Below are 23,977 nucleotides of genomic sequence, written 5' to 3'. Positions count from 1 at the left end.
ATGGTTACGTCAGGAGTTAGAGCTACGCGTCTGACCGACGTAGCATGTAGCTATAGCCCATACCGTTTTCGTAAGGGCGGGCACCGCTCACGCGGAGCCGCCAGGACCGTCGTAGGAAGGTAGGCCAATGAGCACTACAACCAATGAAAACAGCACCGACACCACGAGCGCAGCCAGCGATGAGCTGGCCGCCCACGAGGTCAAGCTGACCGACGTCGCTGCCGGCAAGGTACGCAGCCTCCTGGAGCAGGAGGGACGCACAGATCTGCGCCTGCGCGTTGCCGTCCAGCCGGGCGGTTGTTCCGGCCTGATCTACCAGCTCTATTTTGACGAGCGGATTCTCGACGGCGACGCCGTCCGTGACTATGACGGCGTTGAAGTTGTGGTGGACAAGATGAGCGTTCCATACCTGAGCGGTGCCAGCATCGACTTCGAGGACACCATAGCAAAGCAGGGTTTCACCATCGACAATCCGAACGCCGGCGGTTCCTGCGCGTGCGGCGATTCGTTCCACTGACCGGACCTTTCCGCCGCATGTCGGCGCCAGGCGGGTGGCGGGTGGCGGTGAATACCTTTGCCGAGCCACGGCGCCGACATGTGCGCGAAACGCCTGGGGGAGCGGTAAGCTCTACACCGAGTAGTAAAACTTTTCGTGTGCCTGGGAAGCCATAGGCCCCCCGGTCGACAGCAACAAGTAGGAAGGGCCGTCTGTGAGTTCGCAGAACCGAACCGGCAGCCGACGCAAAACGATCACTTCGATCTCAGGCTTGGCACTAGCCGGCGCGTTGGTTTTGACTGGATGTTCGCCAGAGGTAGAGAAGGGGTGGCTGCCCACCGAGCGTGGCACCACCAATCACACTGACCGCATCATGGACCTCTGGGTCAACTCATGGATTGCCGCACTTGTTGTAGGCATCATCACCTGGGGATTGATCGTCTGGTGCCTTGTTGCCTATCGCCGCCGCAAGGGGACCAAGGGATTCCCGAAGCAGTCCAGCTTCAACCTCCCGCTCGAGGTGTTCTACCTGACCATCCCGCTGTTCATGGTGCTGGTGTTCTTCTACTTCACCGACCGCGACCAGCAGGCGATCGATGACCGCTCAAAGCCGGCGGACGTCATTGTTGATGTCCGCGGGAAGCAGTGGGCCTGGGACTTCAACTACAAAAAGGGCGCAGTCATCACCGGGGACCTCCACGAGGCGGGTGTCCAGGCTCACCTGACGGGCAACGCCGTGGACAAGGAAAAGCTGCCCACGCTCTACCTGCCGGTCGGCAAGTCCGTTGACCTGGAACTGAACTCACGCGATGTGATCCACTCGTTCTGGGTGCCGGCATTCCTGCAGAAGCGGGACATAATCCCGGGCAAGACCAACTACATCCGGTTCACCCCCACCAAAGAGGGCACCTACGACGGCAAGTGTGCCGAGCTCTGCGGTGAATACCACTCCGAAATGCTGTTCCGCGTGAAGGTAGTGTCCGAGTCTGAATTCCAGGACCACATGGACAAGCTGCGCACGGACGGCAACACGGGCCTGCTCGGCGAAGAGTACGACCGCAACCCGAACCTGAACGAAACCAAGTAAGGGGAGCGACGTGGCTACTTACACTCAATCCGCCGGAGTCCTCGGGGCTCCTGTAGTTCCTAAATCCAAGGGACGCATCGTCGTCAACTGGATCACCTCAACGGACCACAAGACCATCGGGTACATGTACCTGATCGCGTCTTTCGTGTTCTTCTGCTTCGGCGGCGTGATGGCATTGCTCATCCGCGCCGAGCTCTTCGAACCGGGTATGCAGATCCTGCAGACCAAGGAACAGTACAACCAGCTGTTCACCATGCACGGCACCGTGATGCTCCTGATGTTTGCAACGCCGCTGTTTGCCGGGTTCGCGAATGTCATCATGCCCCTGCAGATCGGCGCACCGGACGTCGCCTTCCCCCGGCTTAACGCGCTGGCCTTCTGGTTCTTCCTCTTCGGTTCCACCATCGCCGTGTCCGGCTTCATCACCCCCCAGGGTGCTGCATCCTTCGGCTGGTTCGCCTATGCGCCATTGAACAACACCACGTTCACGCCCGGCGTCGGCGGCGATCTGTGGGTCTTCGGCCTGGCGCTGTCCGGCTTCGGCACCATCCTGGGCGCGGTCAACTTCATCACCACCATCATCTGCATGCGTGCTCCCGGCATGACCATGTGGCGCATGCCCATCTTTACGTGGAACACCCTGGTGACGGCCATCCTGGTCCTGATGGCGTTCCCACCGCTGGCCGCGGCACTGTTCGCCCTCGGCGCCGACCGTCGCTTCGGTGCACACATCTTTGATCCGGAAAACGGCGGCGCTGTTCTCTGGCAGCACCTGTTCTGGTTCTTCGGCCATCCGGAGGTCTACATCATCGCGCTGCCGTTCTTCGGCATCGTGTCCGAGATCTTCCCGGTCTTCAGCCGCAAACCGATCTTCGGGTATAAGGGTCTTGTCTACGCCACCATCTCCATTGCCGCCCTCTCGGTGACCGTGTGGGCGCACCACATGTACGTGACGGGTTCGGTGCTGCTGCCGTTCTTCGCCTTCATGACCATGCTCATTGCTGTCCCGACCGGCGTGAAGTTCTTCAACTGGATCGGTACTCTATGGCGGGGCTCCTTGACGTTTGAAACACCCATGCTGTGGAGCCTGGGCTTCCTGGTCACGTTCCTGTTCGGTGGCCTCACCGGCATCATCCTGTCCTCGCCGCCGCTGGACTTCCACGTCTCCGACTCGTACTTCGTGGTGGCACACTTCCACTACGTGGTGTTCGGCACCGTCGTCTTCGCGATGTTCGCAGGCTTCTACTTCTGGTGGCCCAAGTGGACAGGCAAGATGCTCAACGAGCGCCTGGGCAAGATCCACTTCTGGCTGCTGTTCCTGGGCTTCCACGGCACGTTCCTGATCCAGCACTGGCTCGGCGTCCAAGGCATGCCCCGCCGCTACGCCGACTACATGCCGCAGGACAACTTCACGTGGATGAACCAGTTCTCCACCATCTCCTCGTTCGTGCTCGGCGCCTCGCTGATTCCGTTCTTCTGGAACGTGTACATCACCTGGCGCAGCAACGAAAAGGTGGAGGTTGACGATCCGTGGGGCTTCGGTGCATCTCTGGAGTGGGCAACGTCCTGTCCGCCGCCGCGGCACAATTTCACGTCCCTGCCACGTATCCGTTCGGAGCGTCCGGCACTCGATCTGCACCACCCCGAGCTTTCCCAGTCGCACACAGTTCAGTCCCCGGAACCGTCAGCAGCCCTGCTCGGTAACGCCGATCAGAAGGACACTGCCAAGTGAAGATCGAATCATGGATTTTTGGAGCCGGAGCCTTCTTCTTCGTACCCGTCGCCCTGATTTACGGGTTCCTCAACAACTGGCATGAGTGGGTGGGCACCCTGGGTATCCTGTTGGTCGGCGGCCTCGCCGGCATGATCGGCGGCTACCTCGGATTCACCGGCAAGCGTATTGGTATGCGTCCCGAGGACCGCAACGATGCCGAGATCCACGAAGGCGCCGGCGAGCAGGGGCACTTCAGCCCCTGGAGCTGGTGGCCCCTGGTTCTGGGCCTGTCCTGTGCAGCCGGATTCCTGGGCATGGCCGTCGGCTTCTGGATGGTTTTCATCGCCGGGGGCATGGCACTAGTGGCCTTGGTTGGCTGGGTCTTTGAATACAGCCGCGGTGACCACGCGCACTAGCCTCCAGAAGGAAAGATCTGAAGAACCACGACGGCGGGCCTCACCTTTTGGTGGGGCCCGCCGTCGTAGTTTAGACAGTTGCGTGGCTGCCGGAACGATGCCTGCACTATCAGCGGTGCCGCGTCCTCCAAGAGACGCTCAGCTGGCCTTCTCCGCCTCCAGCATCGCGGCGAGGACCAGCAAGGCACCCTCCGCGTCCGCAAGGCTGTAGCCGTCAGGAATCGAGGCTTCCATCACCGCGAGTTCCACTTCACAGCCGTGGTTGAAGTCTGCAGTCATGACCTCCAGCAAGGACCGCGCATCGACGGAAGCGGCGCCGGCCTTCCTGATGGTGACCGGCAGCCCGGTTTCCGTGACAGCTCTGACGAATACCGCCGCCGGGCGGGCGTGCAGGCCTATGGCCGCCGAAACAATTGCCTTGCGAACTGGCAACAGGACTCCTCTTTTTGGACGGCCTGCTGCCGTCTTTGTCGTCTTTCCTCCCCAAGGGTATCTGTGCACAGGACTGACGGACCACACGGCGGCTGAATGGGTGGTCTAGACCTGCGGGGCAATTGGCCTAGGCTTGGAATATGAACACAAACGCCGGGAGTGTCAGCCATGGCATCTGATGCAGCCGCGGTGGCCGGCGAAATCGACAGGGGCAGCGGCACACCCATTTATGCCCAGCTCAGGGAAATCCTCCGGGCCTATATCGTTGCCTCCTGCCCGCCCGGATCGGCGCTACCCTCGGAGCGGGACCTCGCGGAACGCTTCGGGCTGGCAAGAATGACCGTGCGCCAGGCCATTGATGCCTTGGTTGGCGAAGAGGTCATAGAACGAGTGGTGGGACTGGGAACATTCGTCCGGAAGCCCAAGCTCGATCTTCAGGTGAAGCTGACGTCCTACAGCGAGGAAATGCAGCGCCGGGGTATGGTGCCGGCAGCCAAGGTCCTGAGTTTTGAGCAAATCGCTGCAAGCGCCTTCCTCGCCCGGGAATTGCAACTGGAGGAAGGCACCCCGCTGGTGCGCTTCCGCAGGCTCCTGCTGGCGGACGGCGAACCCATGAGCGTGGACGAGAACTTCATCCCTGCCCACCGGGTCCCGGGGCTCCTGGACGGCGAGCCACCCACGTCGCTCTACAACGTGCTGAGTGAACAGTTCGGCCTGGTCATGGAGTGGGGCGAGGACATGATTGAAGCGACGGCCGCGTCGCCGTCGACGGCGAGGTTGCTCAATGTGGAGGTGGGTTCACCGTTGCTGAAGATCCAGCGGCACGCGTTTGTGGCCAGGGCAATGGTTGACTATTCAGTCTCCTACTACCGGGCTGACCGGTACAAGCTCTGGGTACCGCTCCAGCGCCCCGGTGTCCGGACCGTCCGCAACTACGCGTCCGGTTACAGAAACCAATGACCCTGCAGTACTCCGGAAAGCAGAAGGGCCCGGTCCTGATGGACCGAGCCCTTCTGCCTGCTCAACAACTGCCTGGAATGACTGCCTTAGTGGCTGAGGCTCTTCTGATCCTCGCCGGCGTCAACCGACTCCTGCTCTGCATGGTGACCGTGCCCGGCCTCGAGCTCTGCAGGGGAGGCCGGGGCCACCCTGTCCTCAAAGAACCACTGGGAGAGAGCCGCCCGCTGCTTTTCCTTGCGGGTGACAACGCCGTGGTCGTTCGGCACCGCAGGAAGCGGTACCGGCGACTCGAAGCCAACCAGCTTGTAGCGCTTGTACTCATCCAGCGGAGCGTGGACCTCGATGAACTCACCGTGTGGCAGGCGCACAATACGGCCGGTTTCGCGGCCGTGAAGGGCGATTTCCCGGTCCTTGCGCTGCAGTGCCAAGGCGACCCGCTTGGTGACCACAAAGGCGATGACCGGACCGATGAAGAACAGCGCCCGCAACCAGTAAGTGACGTCGTTGAGCGACACATGGAAGCTGGTTGCGATGAGGTCCGAGCCGGCGGCTGCCCACATGACGCAATACCAGGTGAAGCCGGCAACGCCGATGGCAGTGCGCGTAGGTGCGTTACGCGGACGGTCAAGTACGTGGTGTTCCCGGTTGTCCTTGGTGATCCAACGCTCGAGCCACGGGTACATGAAGAGAACGGTGAAGATGATGCCTGCCGGAACAAGTGCCGGAAGCAGGACATTCAGCGTGAGTACTTGGCCGAAGATGACGTATTCAAAGTGGAAGTCACCGATGACGCCAGGCATGAGGCGCAGCGCGCCGTCCACAAAACCGATGTACCAGTCAGGCTGGGTGCCCGCTGACACCGGGGAAGGGTCATAAGGGCCGTAGTTCCAGATCGGGTTGATGGTGAAGAAAGCGGCCATGAGGGCGACGACACCAAAGACGATGAAGAAGAACCCACCGGCTTTAGCTGCGTAGACCGGACCAAGCGGGTAGCCGACGACGTTGCCGTCATTGCGTCCCGGACCGGGGTACTGGGTGTGCTTGTGAACCACCACCATAAAGAGGTGCAGGACGATCATGAGCAGGATCAATGCCGGTACCAGCAGAATGTGAAGCATGTACAGACGGCCAATGATCATAGTGCCCGGGAACTCCCCGCCGAAGAGGAAAAACGAGATGTACGTGCCAATGACCGGGATGGCCTTGATGACACCATCAATGATGCGCAGGCCGTTGCCCGAGAGCAGGTCGTCAGGAAGCGAGTATCCGGTGAAACCTTCAGCCATGGCCAGGATCAGCAGGACACCGCCCACAACCCAGTTCATTTCACGGGGCTTGCGGAACGCACCGGTGAAGAAGACCCGGAGCATGTGAACACCAATGGACGCCACGAAGAGCAGGGCTGCCCAGTGGTGCACCTGGCGCATGAACAGGCCGCCGCGGACATCAAAGGAGATGTTCAGCGACGAACTGAACGCGGCGGACATTTCGACATTTCTCAGCGGGGTGTACGAGCCCGTGTAATGGGTTTCCACCATGGACGGATCAAAGAAGAACGTCAGGAAGGTACCCGACATCAGCAGAATGACGAAGGAATACAGCGCCACTTCACCGAACATGAAGGACCAGTGATCCGGAAATACCTTCCGGCCGAATTCGCGGAGGATGCCCGAGCCGCCGACGCGCTCGTCAACAAAATCAGTGATGCTTCCGGCTTTGGTCTTGGCGACGAAGGCGGGGGCTTCAGCTGTTGATGTTGCGCTCATGCTCATCACGCTCCCAGTAACTCGGTCCTACAGGTTCGTTGAAGTCGCTGGTTGCGACCAGGTAGCCCTCGGCGTCCACTGCAATCGGGAGCTGGGGGAGGGGGCGGCTGGCCGGACCGAAGATAACCTTGCATTCCCTGGTGAGATCGAAGGTTGACTGATGGCACGGGCACAGGAGGTGGTGCGTCTGCTGCTCGTATAGAGCAACCGGGCAGCCAACGTGGGTGCAGATCTTGGAGTACGCAACGATGCCGTTGTAGCTCCAGTCCTCGCGGCCCTTGGAGGGCTGCAGGGAGGCGGGATCGAGACGCATCAGCAGGACAACAGCCTTGGCCTTGGCGTTCAGCTTGCCCTCATGAAGCTCGTTGAGGCCTTCCGGAATGACGTGGAAGGCGGAGCCGATGGTGACGTCCGAGGCCTTGATGGGGGTGCCATCAGGGTCGCGGGTGAGGCGCTTGAGTTTGCCGTCCTGGGGAGCCCACATGGTGTGCGCGAGCTTGTCATCGGGGCGGGGGCCAAGATCACCGAACACGGCCAGAGCCGGCAGCGGCGCCAGCGCAACCGCGCCGAGCAACGTGTTTCGGATCAGCGGCCGGCGCTTGATCCCGGTCTCCTCAACAATGTCATCAACAATCCGAACGGCGGCCTGGCGGTCCTCTTCCGTGCGGATCGCGTGACGCTCTTCGGAGACTTCGTGGTCCGGCATCAGGGCCTTGGCCCAGTGGACAATACCAGTACCGATGCCAAGCATGGCAAACGCGGTTCCAATGCCAAGCAATGCATTCTGCAGCCGGATCGTGGCAATGCTGGAGTCTGCGCCAAGATCAATGGCGAAGTACGCCACCAAAAAGATCAGGGTGCCAACAACAGAGCTGCCGAAGAGCATGGCAACCTGTCGTTCTGCTCGTTTTGCGGCCTTCGGGTCCGTGTCGGCCAGGCGCAAACGATGCGGAGGAAGTCCAGGATCCTGGAACTTCTCCACCTCATTTTGACCAGCCGTAGCTACGGTGCCCGAGTGGTTCGGACTGCCGTCACTATGGTTGCCCATAATTCGCCTCATCCTTCTCTCGTCCCGGCATCTGCCGAGTTAGTTTTCAATTCCAAATCTGCTGACGGATCAGCAGAAGTTCTTAAAGGTGCCCGATGACGGCTACGACGTCCGGGAAGTCAGCCAGATGGTGAAAGCGATGATGACGCCCAGGCCGGCAATCCACACAAACAGACCCTCTGAAACAGGTCCCAGCGCGCCAAGATCAGCGCCGCCGGGGGAGCCGTTGGCTTCGATCTGCTTGAGGAAAGTGATGATGTCACGCTTGCCTTCGGGCGAGACGTTTGCATCGGAGAAGACCGGCATGTTCTGCGGGCCGGTAACCATGGCCTCGTAGATGTGCTGGCCAGAGACACCGGCAAGAGCCGGAGCAAACTTTCCGCGGGTCAGGGCACCGCCGGCCGCTGCGGCGTTGTGGCACATGGCGCAGTTCACCCGGAACAGCTCCCCGCCCTTGGCAGCGTCGCCGTTTTCGTCGAGGAGTCCCTCTTCCGGAATGGACGGGCCGGGCCCGAGCGAAGCAACATAGGCTGCCAGCTGGTGGGTCTGCGCGTCATTGAACTGGGCGGGCTTTTTATAAGCCTGCGGTCCGTTCATCTGCATGGGCATGCGGCCGGTGCCAACCTGGAAGTCAACAGCGGCAGCGCCCACCCCAGCGAGAGAGGGGGCATCTTTCGTTCCGCTTGCACCCATGCCGTGGCAGGTGGCGCAGTTGGCGGCGAAAAGCTTTCCGCCTTCTTCCGCGTCATTTGCGCTGAAGCCGGGGGTGCCCGCTTTCGCCTGGTTGACGGTGGTGGCAACGGCGTACAGCCCACCAGTGACGAGGAGTCCCATCAACAGCAGCGCAATCGCTGCCAGTGGGTGACGTCGCTTCTGCGAGAGTGCCTTCACGTGGTGGTTCCTTTATTCGATCGTGCGTCGGCTCCAGGAGCCGCTTTTTGAAATTCTGCCTCGTGTAGAAAAAGAGTCAAGTCTTGACTACTTGAGGACGTAGATGACCAGGAAGAGGCCGATCCACACAACATCCACAAAGTGCCAGTAGTACGAGGTGACAATCGCGGACGTTGCTTCGAAGTGTCCGAACTTCTTCGCGGCAAAGGAGCGGCCGATGATGAAGAGGAAGGCAATCAAGCCGCCGATGACGTGCAGTCCGTGGAAGCCTGTGGTCATGTAGAAGGCGGAACCATACGCGTTTGAGGAGAGCGATACGTGCTCAGAGACGAGCATGGCATATTCCGTGGCCTGTCCGGCGACGAAGATGGCACCCATGATGAACGTCAGGGTGAACCACTCGTTCATTCCCCAGCGGGTGAACTGGAAAGGGCCGCCGCTTCTGCGCGGCTCGAGCCGTTCGGCGGCGAAGACGCCCATCTGGCAAGCAAAAGAGCTGGATACGAGGACAATCGTGTTGGCGAGCGCAAAGGGGAAGGTGAGCTTGGCTGACTCCTCGGCCCACATCTGTCCGGACGTCGAACGGAGTGTGAAGTACATGGCGAAGAGACCGGCGAAGAACATCAACTCGCTGGACAGCCAAACTACGGTTCCAACAGAAACCATATTTGGGCGGTTCAGCGTGGGGTGCGCCGGGGTACTGGGGGCATGGGTCGCAGATGTCACATAGACATTATGTCTGTAAAACTTCGTCCTGCCCAACGCAAACCGCCTTTTGCGGGGACTTTTTCTACAAAGACGCGAATTCGCGCGGAAAAGTTCCCGGGCGGTTCACATTGGTCATTGCGGCATATGCCTCGATAGCATCAAGGGGTGACTTCACAGGCATCCGCAACGGCGGCAGGCAACACCTGGCCGCGACTCATTTCCGCACTGATCGTCGGCACCGACCTGACCGCGGACGATACTGCGTGGGCCATGAACACCATCATGTCCGGCGAAGCCACCCCCGCACAGATTGCCGGGTTCCTGGTGGCGCTGCGCGCCAAGGGCGAAACGATTGAGGAACTTTCTGGCCTGGTGGTGGCCATGCTCAGCAACGCCAATCCGATCACCATTGGCGGCGAAAAGCTGGACATCGTCGGAACCGGTGGCGACCAGCTGAACACCGTGAACATTTCGACCATGGCCGCCCTTGTCTGCGCTGGCGCGGGCGCAAAGGTGGTCAAACACGGGAACCGGGCGTCGTCGTCGTCGTCGGGTTCGGCGGATGTTCTTGAAGCGCTCGGGGTAAGACTGGACCTCCCCATTGAACGGGTGGCGCGGAACGCCGAGGAAGCCGGCATTACCTTCTGCTTTGCCCAGGTGTTCCACCCCTCATTCCGGCATACGGCGGTACCGCGTCGCGAACTCGCCATTCCCACAGCCTTCAATTTTCTCGGTCCCATGACGAACCCGGCCAAGGTCCAGGCATCAGCCGTCGGCGTGGCCAACGCCAGGATGGCGCCGCTGGTGGCGGGCGTTCTTGCCCGGCGGGGGAGCCGCGGGCTGGTTTTCCGTGGAAACGACGGTCTCGACGAACTGACCACCACCGGTGACTCCACGGTGTGGGAGATCCGGGAGGGTCAGGTCACCGAGAGCGAATTTTCACCGGCCGGGCTGGGCATCCGTTCGGCAACGGTGGAAGAACTTCGTGGCGGAGACGCCCAGGCGAATGCCGCCGTCGTCCGTGATGTTCTGGCCGGCCGGCCGGGAGCTGCGCGTGACGCCGTCCTGCTCAACGCTGCTGCCGGTCTGGTGGCATTTGACGTTAACGCCGAAGGATCGTTGACGGAGCGCATGCGCACCGCATTCGCCCGTGCTGAGGAATCGGTTGATTCCGGGGCAGCCGCCACGGTTCTGGAGAAGTGGGTTGCCCTGACCCAGGGCTAGGAGCACCGGAGTCCTGAACCTACTGCTCGAATCCGAGTGCAAACGCGGCGTCGAGATCATGCTGGGAGTAGGCGCGGAACGCGATGTGCGTAGTGGTGTGGATTACAGCGGTGACCTTGGACAGCTTGTCTGCGATGACATCTGCGAGTTCATCATGCTGGGTCACACGGGCTACGGCAATAAGATCCCATTCCCCGGTCACGGAATAGACCTCGCTGATGCCCTGGATAGCGGAAATTTCCTCCGCGGTTTCAGGGATGCGAGAGGCATCTGTTTTGATCAGGACGAATGCGGTGATCACTGTAAACCCTTCCGGATCTGTTGCGCCGCTGCTCTGCCCGGCGAGACTGGTCTGTGTTGCCAGCCTAGTACATCAGCCTTCCCGGCGTGACGTGCGAAATCGCAGGATGCCTGCCAGCACAAGGCGGTAGCCAAGCAGGAGGAGGCCGAGGCTGAGGAGGGCGACGATCACGAACGGGACCACCACCGTCTGTCCGGTAACTGCACGCAGCAGCATGCCCACGGCAACCGTCCCGAGCCAGACTGCGACACCGGCGGGAAAGATCGCGAGCGGCGCACGCCACAAACGCAGGGCAAGCCACGCAGCTGCTGCTCCGGCCAGAAACGGCCACGCAGTCAGAAGGACGCCGGAGACTACGTCGCCGCGATGATGGGCGTCACGGCCGATGGCGGCAAAAACAATGATGAGCGCCGCATCGGCGATCACTGCCATGGCAACGGTGGTCAGGCTGGGAGACCCGGTTGTGTCCGGTTTTGTCACGTTAGGCATGCTTTCGAGCCTAGCGGTTCCCGGCCCGGCCCCGCGATACCTTGTCCTGCACGCTAAACGCGACGAGGATTGATGGCAGCACCGCCGGGTGCGAATTCGTCCAGGGAGATACGTTGCGGCTTGTTCAGATTGCCCAGCATGCAGACGATCTGAACCGCGCGTCTGCGTTCTACACGAATCTGCTCGGAACCGGGCCGAAGGCGTTGTTCGATCCTCCGGGCCTGCTGTTCTTCGATCTGGACGGCCTGCGGTTGCTGCTTGACCGGGGAGCGCCGTCGTCGTTGATTTACCTATACGTACCGGATGTCACGTCCCGGGTGAAGGAACTGCGGGACAGGGGAGTGGAAGTGGTTTCGGAGCCTCACGTCATCTACAGCCACAAGGACAGCACCTTGGGGCCCGCCGGAACCGATGAGTGGATGGCGTTCGTCAAGGACAGCGAAGGCAATACGATCGGGCTGGTCAGCCAGCTGGCGGGCTAGCGTCAGGCTTTGGCGGTGGCGATCCTTGCCGCAAAGGCAACAAGGACGACGCCGGCAATCCGGTCCGTGGCTTTGGCCACTGCGGGGGACTGCAGCCAGCGGCGGGCATGGTGGGTGGCCACAATGATTCCAGCGAACCAAAGCATTCCTTCAACATTGTGAACCAGTGGCAGCAGGATTCCCATCATCAGCGGCGAAACCCCGGGAGGCAGGAACTGCGGAATCATGGCAATGTAGAAGACGCCCACTTTGGGGTTCAGAAGACTCGTGGTCACTCCGGTCAGCCACGATGCCCGTGCATTGCCGGCCGGCGCGGATGCGGCATTCGCTTCTGAGCCCGGTCTCCTGAAGCTTTTGACGAGCATGGAAATGCCCAGCCACGCCATGTAGCAGGCACCGGCGATTCTGAGCCCGGTGAAGGCAGCTTCCGATGCGGCCACCAGGGCTGAAGCGCCAACGGCGGCCGCGACGCCCCAGACCACTGTCCCCGTGCAAATGCCGGCCGCCGTCGCGAAAGCCAGTCCGTGCCCCCTGCTGATGGCGGTGCGGAGTACCAGGACAGTGTCCATTCCCGGAATGATTGTCAATAGTGCGGCGACAAGGGCGAACTGCAACAGGGCCCCGGGGATGGTCATACTCGATGATAAATGACCGCCGCGGGCGTTGCTTCCCTAACACTGATCTGTCCTGAGTCACCCCCGGATAATGCTCAAGCCAGAACCTGCGGAACGCCGTCTCGCCGGTCTGCTGGGTGGCCCGGATCCCGATGGATCCCTGCGCGCCACGCAATTCATGATGGCTATGCGGAAACTGGATATCGCCGAACTCCAGAAGGCGTACGACGGCGTATGGTTCCTGCTGCGGGCACACCGCCGCCAGCCAGGGTTCCGCAATGGGGAGCCGGGACTCAGAGCACGTATTGTCCCGTCTCATCTAAGTCGGACCACACAGATGCCAGATTGCGCCGTTGGGTCACCTGTAGCGGGACGAGATCTTCAGGTTTGTCTCACTGCAGTTGGCCCGAATTGTGGAATCCACCGACTCCGCGCCGACACCGAGCTTCGGGGCCAGCGCCTTGCAGGCGGCATGCACGCCAACCGACGACGGCGGCAACGATTGGACCCGCCCATTGGGAATCACTCGGAACAGCAGTACGCGACACCCATCAGGCATCTCCAACACCACCACAATCATTTAGCAGACACACCCGCGACGCCGGAAAGGAGAGCACGGACTCCTTGCCGCTTTTGATCTAGAGCGCACCGGGGGGGGGCTTGTGGCAAGACCCGGGTCTTGCCGCAGAATTGTCGTCTGAGGTCAGCGCTTACGGAAATGGGAGTAGCGAAATGCGTGTGTTGTTGTCGACGTATGGGTCGCGCGGGAACGGCGAACCGAAGGTGGGACTCGCGGCGCGGTTGCGGGCACTCGGCGCGGAGGTGCAGGTGTGCGCGCCGCCGGACTGCGCGGAGCGGCTGGCCAAGGTCAACGTGCCGCTGGTGGCGACCGGCGTGATGCCGGCCGGAGTGTCGCTGTGACCGGGCATGCGGTGGTGATCGTTGGAGGAGGTCCGACGGGTCTGATTTTGGCGGGCGAGTTGGCGTTGGCGGGGGCCGACGTTGCCATTGTCGAGCGGCGCGCCAGTCAGAATCTCGACGGATCGCGGGCCGGGGGTCTGCACTCCCGCACCATCGAGGTGCTTGATCAGCGTGGTATCGCGGAACGATTCCTCTCGGAGGGGCAAGAACATCCGAGCCTGGGCTACGCCCAGATCATCTTGGACATCAGCGACTTCCCCACCCGCCACAACTACCTACTTGCGCTGTGGCAGAGCCACTTCGAGCGCATCCTGGCCGAGTGGGTCGGTGAGCTTGGAGTTCCGATCCTTCGTCGCTGCGAGGTGGTGGGCTTCGCGCAGGACGACAGCGGCGTCGATGCCAAGCTGTCCGACGGCACGTCGCTCCGAGCGGAGTACCTCGTCGGCTGCGACGGAGGACGCAGCCTGATCCGCAGGGCCGCCGGCATCGACTTCCCAGGGTTTGATCCCTCGACCAGCTGGATGATCGCCGAGGTCGAGATGGACGAGGAGCCGGAGCTCGGCATGCGCCGCGAGGGTGGTGGCATCGGTCCCGTCAACAGGGAAGAGAGCGGCGGGCCATTCCGGGTCGTACTGAAGGAACAGCACCTCGAACACACCGGCGATCCCACCCTGCAGGATCTCAGCGAGGCACTCATCGTCGCATACGGGACGGACTACGGGGTGCACAGCCCCAACTGGATATCCCGTTTCACCGACATGACCCGGCAGGCAGCCTCCTACCGCCGCGGCCGTGTGCTGCTGGCCGGCGACGCCGCACACGTGCATCCCCCGCAGGGCGGCCAGGGTCTCAACACCGGCGTGCAGGATGCCGTGAACCTGGGATGGAAGCTGGCCCAGGTGGTCAACAAGACATCACCCGAGGGCCTCCTGGACACCTACCACGCCGAACGGCATCCGGTCGGTGCCCGGGTGTTGCACAACACCATGGCGCAAGTCGCGCTCAGCAGCCCCGACGACCGTCACCAGGCCCTCCGCGACACCATGACCGAACTGCTGAGCATGGACGAGCCGCGCAGGCGCATCGCCGCGATGCTCTCCGGTCTCGACATCCACTACGACCTCGGAGAGGGACACCCGCTGCTCGGGCGACGCATGCCCGACCTCGACTTGCACACCGCGGACGGTCCCACGCGCGTGTTCACCCTGCTGCACGACGCCCGACCCGTGCTCCTCAACCTCGGTGAACCCGGCGGTTTCGACATTTCTCCTTGGGCGAATCGAGTCCGTTTGGTCGACGCCAGGCACGATGGCGTGTGGGAGCTTCCGGCACTCGGTGCGGTCCCTGCTCCCACTGCCGTCCTGATTCGTCCCGACGGACATGCCGCCTGGGTCGGAGAGCCAGCCGACCCCGGCCTGCCTGATGCGCTCACCTCCTGGTTCGGACCGCCTACGACGTATGGGCCGCGCGGGGACGCGACGAACGAGTGAGAGGGGAGTGGCCAGTGATGGACGCCGAGGTGATCTGGCCCGGGTCACCGGTCGCCGTGGCCAGGTCACGTATTGAGGTCGGTCCGTTGGATGCGAGCCTGTCCAAGAGAAGGGCCGCTGCCCAGCCGACGGTCGCGCACAGATCCTCCGTCGCTTGAAAAATCTCCTGATCCGCCGGAGTCACCCTACTGTCGGGCCGGACATCGATCACCACGGCCGATCCCGTCCGCAAGCCTGATGAAAAAATCCGTCACGTGCGAACTCTGGGGGAGTGAGGTGGGCAACGTGATACGGAACGGTTGGGATGAGAATCCGACGACGTTGGGGTCTAAGTCCAGAAGCATCAGATTGTCGCGTTCGCACCAGGATCACAAACCGACGTGACGCTGGTTTGTGGCACACCACCAAAGGCCGGCGAAATTGCGTTGCCTCTTGAAGGCCGTCAGGCGTCGGATCGGAATGGAGTTCTCAAACGGGAGCATCCAACACTGGGCAAGATTCCCTGTGCTTGGTGCAGAGGAAAACTGCTCGCTGTAGGTCAGGGTGCCTGGAGCATCTTGCGTCCGGCGCAAGCCTCGGACGCCGCCGCAGCGTGTCCCATGCCTCAACTGTAGTGAGACGAAACTGGCTAATGCCTTAAGTGAAGTGAGACACGCCGTGCCGATGCCTTAACTGCAATGAGACTGCCGCAACTGAGGTGAGATGTCCTGCGTCATCCAACTTGGCACAGCGATGTGCCTCTGACAGGGGTCGCTGCAGAAAAGGGATGAAATCGTACGTTAGCGGTCGTGTGCGGGGATCCATCGGTAGAGGGTGGGGATGGAGACTCCGAGGTTTTTGGCCACCTCGGTGGGTGAGGTGCCGTTGGCGAGGAGCTGTCGTGCTGAGGCGATCTTGCTGTCGGTCATTTTTCGTTTCCGGCCGGGGAGGCGTCCCTGTGCTCGGGCGGCCGCCAGTCCGGCGTGGGTGCGTTCGATGGTGAGTTCTCGTTCCATTTGGGCCAGTGAGGCCATGATGTGGAAGTAGAACCGGCCGGCAGGTGTGGTGGTATCGATCTGATCAGTGAGGGATCGGAAGCCGATGCCACCTTCGTGGAGCGTCTCGGTGAAGGCGATAAGGTTCTTCACCGTGCGGCCGAGGCGGTCGAGTTTCCAGACAACAAGAACATCGCCTTCGCGCAGATGTTCCAAGGCCTTGTCCAGTGCCGGGCGGCTGGTGCTCGTTCCGGTGGCCTTGTCGGAGTAAATCTTCGCGCATCCGGCATTGGTGAGTGCTCCTTTCCGCCGTGGAGCGGCTGGGAAGTGTCGCGGCCGCGGCCAAGGAGCTCGGCATCAACCGGAGCACCTGCCAGAAGTGGGCGAACGCTGCCGGGATCAGGCCGCAGCGCCTATACACGCAAGCGGACAAGGACCACTTCTATGCCGTTCTGGACCGGACGGGTACTATCACCGCGACGGCCCAGGAACTGGGATTGAACATCAGCACCGCGCACAACTGGGCCGGCAAGGTCAATCCTGCCGGGAGAAGACTACGGGCCACGAGAACCGTGAAGCCTGGTCCGGCGCAACGCCACCCAGCGGCGGCAATTGAGGAGTTCCTGGGCCTGCTGCGGGACGTCGGCAGCGTCAGCGCGGCAGCCCGGCAACTGGGCCAACTGGGCCAGGGCCGCCGGTCTGGTCTCCGTCAGTCCGCGACGGCCATCAGGGAAGCAGCTTCAGTACCTGCGCCTGCGCCAAGAAGGAGCAGGCCGCAGGGACGCCGCCCTCGCGGTCGGCGCCAGCAAACCGAGTTCCTACAACTGGGACCGGCAACAGGCTGCAAACGACACGGCCGCGGCCGAAGGTCTTGCCGTGGCTCTGCCGTATAAACAGGAAGTGACAACTACATTCGCGGAACCTTCGGCCCCTGCACCGGCGCCGGAGTTGACGGCGCCGGTGGCTGAGCCGGCACCCGCCGCGGTGGCGTTGGAGGCTCTGGAGCAGTCCGTCAGCGCCCGCTACCTGTCCCTGCCCGAGCGGGAGAGGATCGCGGACCTGCGCTCCCAGGGAACCTCGATGCAGGCGATCGGCAGGGTACTGGGCCGGTCCGTGGGCACCATCAGCCGGGAGATCAAACGCAACAGCCACCCGGTGCTGGGTTACCGGCCCTACGGTGCTCACCGGGCTGCCACCGCGGCCCGGGCACGGCCGAAGGACAGTAAGCTGGCAGAACCGGGGGAACTGCACGACTACGTGAAAACCAAGCTCCTCACACACTGGTCCCCGGAACAGATCTCGAAGCTGCTGATCAAGGATTTCCCCGATGACGAGCAGATGCGCGTGAGCCCCGAAACGATTTACCAGGCCCTCTACTTCCGGGCCCGCGGCGGACTCAAACGCGAGGTCAAAGAGGCCCTGCGCACCGGCCGGACCCGCCGCAAGCAGCACAGGAATCCCGAGGAACGCACCGGTCGTTTCCGTGACCCGATGATCAACATTTCCGAACGCCCCGCAGAGGTCCAGGACCGCGCCGTCCCGGGGCATTGGGAGGGGGATTTAGTGACCGGAGCCTACAACCAATCGGCGATCGCAACCCTGGTGGAACGCACCACGCGCTACGTGATGCTGGTGCACCTGCCGGTGGACCACACCGCCGAATCGGTCCGTGACGGGCTGATCAAGACCATGTCGACCCTGCCGGCGCACCTGCGCGGATCCCTGACCTGGGACCAAGGCGCCGAAATGGCCAAGCACAAGGCTTTCAGCATCGCCACCGACATGGACGTCTACTTCTGCGACCCCGCCAGTCCCTGGCAACGCGGATCCAACGAGAACACCAACGGGCTGCTACGCCAGTACTTCCCCAAGGGCACCGACCTGAACGCCTACGGGCCCGAGGACCTGGAGCACGTCGCCCACGAACTCAACGCTCGACCCCGCAAAACACTGGACTGGGACACCCCCGCCGAGCGTCTACGTGATTTACTGATAGCCAGCTAAGAACGGGTGTTGCAACGACCCCTAGAATTCAAGCCACCGGTCAACGCAAACTGCAGCCAGCGGTCAGTTTAAAGTTGCAGTTGACACAGGCCCGCGAGGCGAAGCCCAAGGAACGCCGCCCACGAGCCGGCGGGGAGCAATAGCAGCAGTGCAGGGCGCGTCACCAAGGACCATCCAGGTATGCCGAAAACCTCCCAAACCGGACCGGTGAAAGACCCGCCATTCATGGACAACAGCGCTACCACGCAGTCCGGTTGGCGCCTACCGCCGGCCGAGGGTTTCGAGAGCGCGAAGCAAGGGTGAGGCCCCGCTGTCCAGGAGGTCAACGGGGCGGGAGCCCGAGGCTGCCCGAGCGTGTGATCATCCAGACGGTGAAGTAGTTGTGGGGGATCTTTAGTTCCATCGCTCGCTGGAATAGGTCTACGACAGTTGGGTGGAGCTGGCCGCAGGGGAGGAACTGGAATCCCGGGCAGAAGGTGCCCTCGCCGATGAAGACGCGGACGAGCTGCTGCATCACCGGTTCCGGGTCTTCCATGAGCTCAGAGAGGCGGCGGCGGACCTGCCCCAGGGTGGGTAGCGTGAATTCAGCCCTGATCCCTTCCCATGTCTGATCGCTGATCGGTTCGCGGTCTGGTTTCACCGTTGCCTAATAGCCGTCAGCGATTGACTCCAGGAGCCACTGGCTGGAGAGGGGATCGCGGCGCAACGTGAACGTCCGCAAGGCCGAGTTCGCCGCCAGGCCAACCTGAACCCGCCAATATTCGACGCTCACAAGGTCACCGCTGCCCACGGCAGCCGTGCGCCGGGTGTCCCACCAGGCGTCCCGGGCGAACCAGTGCACCGGCTCGGCCACGACGGCCCATATCCGGCCGTTATGCCGGACGGCCAGCGGGTTGCCGGCCGGGGTGAACCGAACGTCCACCACGGGAGCGTCGAGGGCGGTTTCATTGGCTGTTGCTGTCATGATCACATGCCGGACGTCGCCGATAAACCAGTCGTGAATCAGTGGTGGCCGCCCCAGCCATTTGAGCTCCCCAAGGTTTTCGCAAGTGGGCGGATATAGCGTCTTCCTATTCGGGTGGGGCCGCATCCGGCCAGCCAAATTTAATGTTTAAGGGGAGGAACGCCATGGGCTACCGTGGATTAATTTTGAAGGAGCGCGGCGGATTACTGTCCATCTCGCCCTGGTGGATCCTCATGATCATCCTGCTGGCGGTTCTGGCTGTGACGGCGCCGGGGCTGTATGGCACGGGGTCGGCGGCGGTGAGAACCAATGCCGCCAGCGCCTATGTGCCGCAGACCCGCACGTACTACATAGGGGCCAACGAGGTGGATTGGAACTACGCCCCCACCGGAAAGAACCAGATCACGGGTGAGCCGTTCGACGAGGCCGCGCAGGTCTTTACCAAGCAGGGGCCGCAGCGGATCGGCAGCACCTACATCAAATCGCTGTACCAGGAGTACACGGACTCATCGTTCAAGACCCTCAAGCCGCGGACGGCGGCCGAACAGCACTTGGGCTTCCAGGGGCCGGTGATCCGCGGCGTCGTAGGGGACCACATCAAGGTGGTCTTCAAGAACAACCTGGACCGGCCGGCGTCGGTACACGTCCACGGCGTGTTCTACGACAAGAGCAGCGAAGGCGCACCGTACAACGACGGCACCGGTGCGGCCGCCAAAGGTGACGACGCCGTGGCCCCCGGCAGCACCTACACCTACAGCTACGAAGTGCCCGAGCGCGCGGGCCCCGGACCCATGGACGGCAGCTCCGTGATGTGGATGTACCACTCCCATACGGACGAGGTCTCGGACGACTACTCCGGCCTGGTGGGCCCCATGGTCATCACCAAGGCCAGCGCCGCCCGCGCCGACGGAACCCCGAACGACGTGAACCGCGAATTCTTCCTCCAATACAAGGTCAGCAACGAAAACAACAGCCCCTACCTGCAGCGCAACATCGACAAGTTCACCGGCGACCCCACCACGGTCAAGACCGACGACGAAGGCTTCCACGAGAGCAACATGATGCACTCCATCAACGGCTACGTCTTCGGCAACCAGCCGATTGAAACCATGACCATGCGCAAGGGCGAACACGTCCGCTGGTACCTCATGGGCATGGGCACCGAGGTTGACCTGCACACCCCGCACTGGCACGGCAACACCGTGACGGCACTGGGCATGCGCACCGACGTCGTGAATCTCCTGCCGGCCAGCATGGTGGCGGCTGACATGGTCCCGGACGACGTCGGCACCTGGCTCCTCCACTGCCACGTCAACGACCACATCAGCGCCGGCATGCTCACCCGCTACCGCGTCCTCAACGAGGACGGCTCGGTCGGCGGGACCACCCAGACGGGCCCCGACGCCACCCAGGGTGGCACGCACGCGGGCCACTAAAACAGTGCGAACATCGAGCCCCCGGAATGGGAGCCTGCGGCAACCATTCCGGGGGTACGGGGGGCCTCGTAGTTGCCCCCGTGTTCCGAGCCCACCGGTACTGTTCCCTGTCCGGAACCGGATCATCGCCCGCCCACACCGGGGTGACGTGCGTGGTGGAAGCCCGCTGGTGCTCGGCTGCCCTGAACACCGCGCACCAGGCGGAGACGGGGGTTGAGCCGCAATGGAACGGTCAGTCACGTTTAGAGCGCTCATTGGTCGTTCTTGGCGTGACTGGCCGTTCTGATGCGGGTCGGGCTGAGGTGGTTTAGATTGGCTGAGTGCCGGTTGAGTTCCTGACTGATGATGAGGCTGCCGCGTTTGGGCGATTCGCCGGCGTGCCAGCGCGGGCTGATTTGGAGCGTGTGTTCTTCCTTGACGACGCGGATTTGGTCCTGGTCGCTGGTCGGCGGGGTGAGTACTCTCGGCTCGGGTTCGCGTTGCAGCTGGTGACTGTCCGCTGGCTCGGGACGTTCTTGGAGGACCCGTTGGATGTGCCGGCGGTTGTCCTGGACTTCGTGGCCGGGCAGCTGGGCATTGGTGATCCGTCGGTCGTGAAGAAGTATCTCGATCGGCGGACCACGTTATTCGAGCATCAGCTGCTGATTCGTGAGGCGGATGGGTGGCGGGATTTCTCTGCCGCGGAGGCCGACTTCACTGAGTGGGCGGCCGCGCGTGCGTGGACCTCGGGAGATGGTCCGAAGGGGACCTTCAACGACGGGGTGGCGTGGCTGCGTCAGCGCAGAGTACTGCTGCCTGGCGTGACCAGGTTGGCGCGTCTGGTCGCCAGGGTCCGTAGGGAGGCCACTGAGCGGTTGTGGGGCGAGCTGGCATCATTGGTAACGGTCGAGCAGCGGCGTGTTCTGGACCGGCTGCTGGCGGTCGCACCGGGCTCACGGGTGTCTGATTTGGAACGGTGGCGCAAGGGCGTGGCCCCACGCGCATCGGGGCCGGCGATCATCAAGGCCTTGGACTTGGTCGCCGAGATTGCAGGCTTCGGCTTCGCACTGGTTGGTGTGGAGACCAGGGTCCCGTCCCAGCGGCTGGCCGAGTTGGTGAAGTATGGGATGCGTGCGGATGCTTCGATGTTGCGGCGCCATCCGACTGGCCGTCGGGTCGCCACGTTGCTGGCCACGGTACGGCATGTGGAGGGCAAAGCGATCGATGATGCTTTGGGGCTGCTGGATCTACTGATGGCCACCGAGCTGTTGACGAAGGCGCGCAACGCTTCGGACAAGGACCGGATCCGCAAGCATCCGCGTTTGGCGAAGGCGTCTGCTCGCCTTGCCGTGGCTGTTGAGGCGTTGTTCGCTGCGGACGGGTGGAGCGGAACCGATGGAACGGTGAGGCTCGGGCAGATCTGGGAGGCCATCGAGGACGTCGTCTCGCGCGATCAGCTGCGTGCGGCGCTGGCGGTGGTCAGCGAAGACGTGCCGCCAGCGGACGCAGATGCTGGCGATGATTGGCGTTCCGAGTTGGTCAAACGCTTCCCGACCGTGTCGGGCTTTTTGAAGGTCCTCACCCAGGTCATCGTTTTCGGGGCAAACGCCGAAGGCGCGCAGGTCCTGGCAGCGATGACAGTGTTGCCGGGCGTTCTTGCTCATCGCAGCCGCTTGCCCGCGCCGTTGATTCCCGGGGATCTGATCGATGTCGGTGTTGTCAGCGGGCCGTGGAAGCGCCTGGTGTTCGGCAGTCCCGTCTACGAGGCCGGGGCTGTCAGCCGGCACGCATATGCCTTGTGCGTCCTGGAACGGTTCTGGCGCTGTCTCAAACGCCGGGAAGTCTTCGCCGAGGCGTCCACGCGGTGGCGCAACCCGCAGGCTGCGCTCTTGGACGGGACACGGTGGCAGGGCATGCGTGCCGAAACACTGACCGCACTCGGGCTACCCGAATCCCCGGAGACGTTGCTGGTCGAGCACGCCGGCGTCCTCGACGAGACCTTGCGGAGAGTCGGCGGGAGACTGGCCGCCAATCCCGATGCACGCGTGGACGAGGACGGCAGGATCCACTTGACCGGCCTCAGAGCGGTCGAGGAGCCGCCGTCCTTGGTGGACCTGCGGGTCCGCACTACCGCGATGTTGCCGCGCGTGGAGCTGCCCGAGGTGATCCTTGAGGTCATGGATTGGGTACCGCAGCTGCGGGAGGCCTTCACTGCAGCGTCTGGGGCACGGTCACGGATGGCAGACCTACCGGTGTCGGTCGCGGCGTGTCTGGCGGCGCACTCGTTGAATGTCGGGTACCGGCCGATCGCGAACAAGGGAACCCCGGCCTTGGCACGGTCCCGGCTCTCACACGTCTACCAGAACTACTTCCGTCCTGAGACGCTCTCAGCAGCGAACACCCCGCTCGTTGACGCCCAGGCCACTCTCCCCCTGGCGCAGACCTGGGGCGGGGGCATGGTTGCAGCTGTGGACGGCATGCGGTTCGTTGTCCCCGTCCCTGCCGCGTTCGCCCGTCCCAACCGCAAGTACTTCGGTTCCAAACGGGGCATGACCTGGCTCAACGCCATAAACGACCGCGGCATGGGCCGCGGTGCCAAGATCGTCTCCGGCACGATTCGCGACTCGCTGCACATGGTCGACGTCATCTTCGGCCTCGACGGAGGCGAACTGCCCGAAATCGTCGTCACCGACACCGGCTCCTACAGTGACCTCGTCTTCGGGCTCCTCGAGCTCCTGGGTATCTCCTACCGGCCCGCCCTCGCAGACCTGCCTGACCAGAAAGGGTGGCGCATCAAGAAGGACACCGACTACGGCCCGCTGAACACTTTCGCACGTGGACGTGTCGACCTGGCCAAGATCCGCAGGAACTGGGAGGACATCCTGCGGGTGACAGCCTCGATCTATACCGGTGCGGTGCGCGCCTACGACGTCGTGACGATGCTCCAACGCGACGGGCATCCCACTGCGCTCGGCGAAGCGATCGCCTCCTATGGGCGGATCTTCAAGACGCTGCACATCCTGAGCTACATCGACACCGACGAGTCCTACCGGCGCGACATCAAGGACATCCGGAATCTCCAGGAGAACCGCCATTCCCTGGCCCGCAAGATCTGCCACGGCAAGAAGGGCGAGCTCTACCACCACTACGAACGCGGATTGGAGAACCAGCTCGGAGCGCTCGGCCTCGTCCTGAACTGCGCCACGCTGTGGACCACCCGCTACCTCGATGCCGCCGTCGCCAGCCTTCAGGCCCAGGGCTACCCGATCAGGGACGAAGACCTCGCACGCCTGTCACCGTTCGTCCATTCCCACCTCGGCGTCCACGGAACCTACGCCTTCACTGCCCCTGAACTCCCACCCGGCACGATCCGCGACCTACGCGATCCCGACACCGATGAAGACGACGAGACATGACCGGCATCGAGGCCCTGACGATCGTTCATCAAACGATCGTCTCCCGAACACCACCACACCCCGGGCCAGAAGGACACGAAACCCACCACCGAACGTTCATCTAGCCGTTCATCAACTGATAGCGTTCATCATGGTTGAGAACAATGTTTGATGAACGAACGGGTG

General features: G+C 62.7%; 23 protein-coding genes and 1 pseudogene. 12 read left to right on the top strand and 12 right to left on the bottom strand.

Going from position 1 to position 23,977, the window contains the following annotated elements:
* The first annotated feature begins 127 nt into the window (after positions 1 to 127).
* The 4 genes from V3C33_08715 to V3C33_08700 all read left to right on the top strand — a co-directional run bounded on the left by V3C33_08715 (position 128) and on the right by V3C33_08700 (position 3,713).
* Positions 128 to 517 carry an iron-sulfur cluster assembly accessory protein gene (locus V3C33_08715; GenBank protein XAS69313.1) on the top strand — a complete coding sequence of 130 codons (390 nt, stop codon included), beginning with the start codon at positions 128 to 130 and terminating at the stop codon, positions 515 to 517.
* Positions 518 to 710: 193 nt separating this feature from the next.
* Positions 711 to 1,583 carry a cytochrome c oxidase subunit II gene (coxB, locus tag V3C33_08710; protein XAS69312.1) on the top strand — a complete coding sequence of 291 codons (873 nt, stop codon included), beginning with the start codon at positions 711 to 713 and terminating at the stop codon, positions 1,581 to 1,583.
* A 10-nt stretch (positions 1,584 to 1,593) separates the two neighbouring features.
* A complete protein-coding gene (gene ctaD, locus V3C33_08705) occupies positions 1,594 to 3,315 on the top strand; it encodes a cytochrome c oxidase subunit I (protein XAS69311.1) in 1,722 nt (573 codons plus the stop codon).
* The gene (locus V3C33_08700; GenBank protein XAS69310.1) at positions 3,312 to 3,713 is read left to right on the top strand and encodes a cytochrome c oxidase subunit 4; all 402 of its coding nucleotides are present in this window, start codon (positions 3,312 to 3,314) and stop codon (positions 3,711 to 3,713) included. The genes ctaD and V3C33_08700 overlap by 4 nt, the downstream gene beginning before the upstream one ends.
* Before the next feature lie 138 nt (positions 3,714 to 3,851).
* Here the strand turns inward: V3C33_08700 and V3C33_08695 are convergent, their stop codons facing one another.
* The gene (locus V3C33_08695) at positions 3,852 to 4,145 is read right to left on the bottom strand and encodes an HPr family phosphocarrier protein (GenBank protein XAS69309.1); all 294 of its coding nucleotides are present in this window, start codon (positions 4,143 to 4,145) and stop codon (positions 3,852 to 3,854) included.
* A 168-nt stretch (positions 4,146 to 4,313) separates the two neighbouring features.
* Here V3C33_08695 and V3C33_08690 point away from each other — a divergent pair, with 168 nt between their 5' ends.
* On the top strand, positions 4,314 to 5,105 hold the full coding sequence (locus V3C33_08690; protein ID XAS69308.1) for a GntR family transcriptional regulator: 792 nt from the start codon (positions 4,314 to 4,316) through the stop codon (positions 5,103 to 5,105).
* Positions 5,106 to 5,191: 86 nt separating this feature from the next.
* On the opposite strand, the gene V3C33_08685 is transcribed toward V3C33_08690, so the two are convergent.
* From V3C33_08685 to V3C33_08670, 4 genes are all read right to left on the bottom strand, one after another.
* Positions 5,192 to 6,871: a cytochrome bc complex cytochrome b subunit gene (locus tag V3C33_08685; GenBank protein XAS69307.1), complete on the bottom strand. Its 1,680-nt coding sequence runs from the start codon at positions 6,869 to 6,871 to the stop codon at positions 5,192 to 5,194.
* The gene (locus tag V3C33_08680) at positions 6,849 to 7,919 is read right to left on the bottom strand and encodes a Rieske 2Fe-2S domain-containing protein (GenBank protein XAS69306.1); all 1,071 of its coding nucleotides are present in this window, start codon (positions 7,917 to 7,919) and stop codon (positions 6,849 to 6,851) included. The genes V3C33_08685 and V3C33_08680 overlap by 23 nt, the downstream gene beginning before the upstream one ends.
* A 102-nt stretch (positions 7,920 to 8,021) precedes the next feature.
* A complete protein-coding gene (locus tag V3C33_08675) occupies positions 8,022 to 8,810 on the bottom strand; it encodes a c-type cytochrome (GenBank protein ID XAS69305.1) in 789 nt (262 codons plus the stop codon).
* Between the two features lie 87 nt (positions 8,811 to 8,897).
* Complete coding sequence (locus V3C33_08670) at positions 8,898 to 9,572, bottom strand: heme-copper oxidase subunit III (protein ID XAS69304.1); 675 nt, start codon at positions 9,570 to 9,572, stop codon at positions 8,898 to 8,900.
* A gap of 111 nt (positions 9,573 to 9,683) precedes the next feature.
* Between V3C33_08670 and trpD the strand changes: the two genes are divergently transcribed.
* Complete coding sequence (trpD, locus tag V3C33_08665; protein ID XAS69303.1) at positions 9,684 to 10,742, top strand: anthranilate phosphoribosyltransferase; 1,059 nt, start codon at positions 9,684 to 9,686, stop codon at positions 10,740 to 10,742.
* Between the two features lie 19 nt (positions 10,743 to 10,761).
* Here the strand turns inward: trpD and V3C33_08660 are convergent, their stop codons facing one another.
* Together V3C33_08660 and V3C33_08655 are read right to left on the bottom strand one after the other, a co-directional pair.
* A complete protein-coding gene (locus V3C33_08660; GenBank protein XAS69302.1) occupies positions 10,762 to 11,043 on the bottom strand; it encodes an Lrp/AsnC ligand binding domain-containing protein in 282 nt (93 codons plus the stop codon).
* 72 nt (positions 11,044 to 11,115) lie between these two features.
* Positions 11,116 to 11,532: a DUF3054 domain-containing protein gene (locus V3C33_08655; GenBank protein XAS69301.1), complete on the bottom strand. Its 417-nt coding sequence runs from the start codon at positions 11,530 to 11,532 to the stop codon at positions 11,116 to 11,118.
* A 113-nt stretch (positions 11,533 to 11,645) separates the two neighbouring features.
* Between V3C33_08655 and V3C33_08650 the strand changes: the two genes are divergently transcribed.
* Positions 11,646 to 12,014: a VOC family protein gene (locus tag V3C33_08650; protein ID XAS69300.1), complete on the top strand. Its 369-nt coding sequence runs from the start codon at positions 11,646 to 11,648 to the stop codon at positions 12,012 to 12,014.
* A gap of 2 nt (positions 12,015 to 12,016) precedes the next feature.
* Here the strand turns inward: V3C33_08650 and V3C33_08645 are convergent, their stop codons facing one another.
* Complete coding sequence (locus V3C33_08645) at positions 12,017 to 12,649, bottom strand: LysE family translocator (GenBank protein ID XAS69299.1); 633 nt, start codon at positions 12,647 to 12,649, stop codon at positions 12,017 to 12,019.
* A gap of 711 nt (positions 12,650 to 13,360) precedes the next feature.
* Between V3C33_08645 and V3C33_08640 the strand changes: the two genes are divergently transcribed.
* The gene (locus tag V3C33_08640) at positions 13,361 to 13,549 is read left to right on the top strand and encodes a hypothetical protein (GenBank protein ID XAS69298.1); all 189 of its coding nucleotides are present in this window, start codon (positions 13,361 to 13,363) and stop codon (positions 13,547 to 13,549) included.
* Positions 13,546 to 15,039, top strand: a complete 1,494-nt coding sequence (locus V3C33_08635) for an FAD-dependent monooxygenase (protein ID XAS69297.1) — start codon at positions 13,546 to 13,548, stop codon at positions 15,037 to 15,039. The genes V3C33_08640 and V3C33_08635 overlap by 4 nt, the downstream gene beginning before the upstream one ends.
* Positions 15,040 to 15,818: 779 nt before the next feature.
* Here the strand turns inward: V3C33_08635 and V3C33_08630 are convergent.
* Both V3C33_08630 and V3C33_08625 read right to left on the bottom strand, forming a co-directional pair.
* Positions 15,819 to 15,995 (bottom strand): helix-turn-helix domain-containing protein, encoded by a 177-nt coding sequence (locus V3C33_08630; protein XAS69696.1) that lies wholly within the window; start codon positions 15,993 to 15,995, stop codon positions 15,819 to 15,821.
* Positions 15,981 to 16,313 (bottom strand): annotated as a pseudogene (locus tag V3C33_08625) (recombinase family protein). The gene V3C33_08630 and the pseudogene V3C33_08625 overlap by 15 nt, the downstream one beginning before the upstream one ends.
* A gap of 648 nt (positions 16,314 to 16,961) precedes the next feature.
* Here V3C33_08625 and V3C33_08620 point away from each other — a divergent pair.
* Positions 16,962 to 18,017: an IS30 family transposase gene (locus V3C33_08620; GenBank protein ID XAS69695.1), complete on the top strand. Its 1,056-nt coding sequence runs from the start codon at positions 16,962 to 16,964 to the stop codon at positions 18,015 to 18,017.
* 322 nt (positions 18,018 to 18,339) lie between these two features.
* Here V3C33_08620 and V3C33_08615 read toward each other — a convergent pair whose 3' ends face one another.
* Entirely contained in the window at positions 18,340 to 18,657 is a 318-nt protein-coding gene (locus V3C33_08615; GenBank protein ID XAS69296.1) for a hypothetical protein, read from the bottom strand.
* 6 nt (positions 18,658 to 18,663) lie between these two features.
* On the bottom strand, positions 18,664 to 18,981 hold the full coding sequence (locus tag V3C33_08610; protein XAS69295.1) for a hypothetical protein: 318 nt from the start codon (positions 18,979 to 18,981) through the stop codon (positions 18,664 to 18,666).
* A 185-nt stretch (positions 18,982 to 19,166) separates the two neighbouring features.
* On the opposite strand from V3C33_08610, the gene V3C33_08605 reads away from it, so the two are divergent.
* Both V3C33_08605 and V3C33_08600 read left to right on the top strand, forming a co-directional pair.
* Complete coding sequence (locus tag V3C33_08605) at positions 19,167 to 20,417, top strand: multicopper oxidase domain-containing protein (protein ID XAS69294.1); 1,251 nt, start codon at positions 19,167 to 19,169, stop codon at positions 20,415 to 20,417.
* Positions 20,418 to 20,737: 320 nt separating this feature from the next.
* Positions 20,738 to 23,812 (top strand): Tn3 family transposase, encoded by a 3,075-nt coding sequence (locus V3C33_08600; protein ID XAS69293.1) that lies wholly within the window; start codon positions 20,738 to 20,740, stop codon positions 23,810 to 23,812.
* Positions 23,813 to 23,977: the final 165 nt, after the last annotated feature.

This window comes from Micrococcaceae bacterium Sec5.7 (genome assembly GCA_039636785.1).
Taxonomy (GTDB): domain Bacteria; phylum Actinomycetota; class Actinomycetes; order Actinomycetales; family Micrococcaceae; genus Arthrobacter.
Note: the sequence above shows the minus strand (reverse complement) of the source record. Positions and strands in the feature narration are given on the sequence as shown.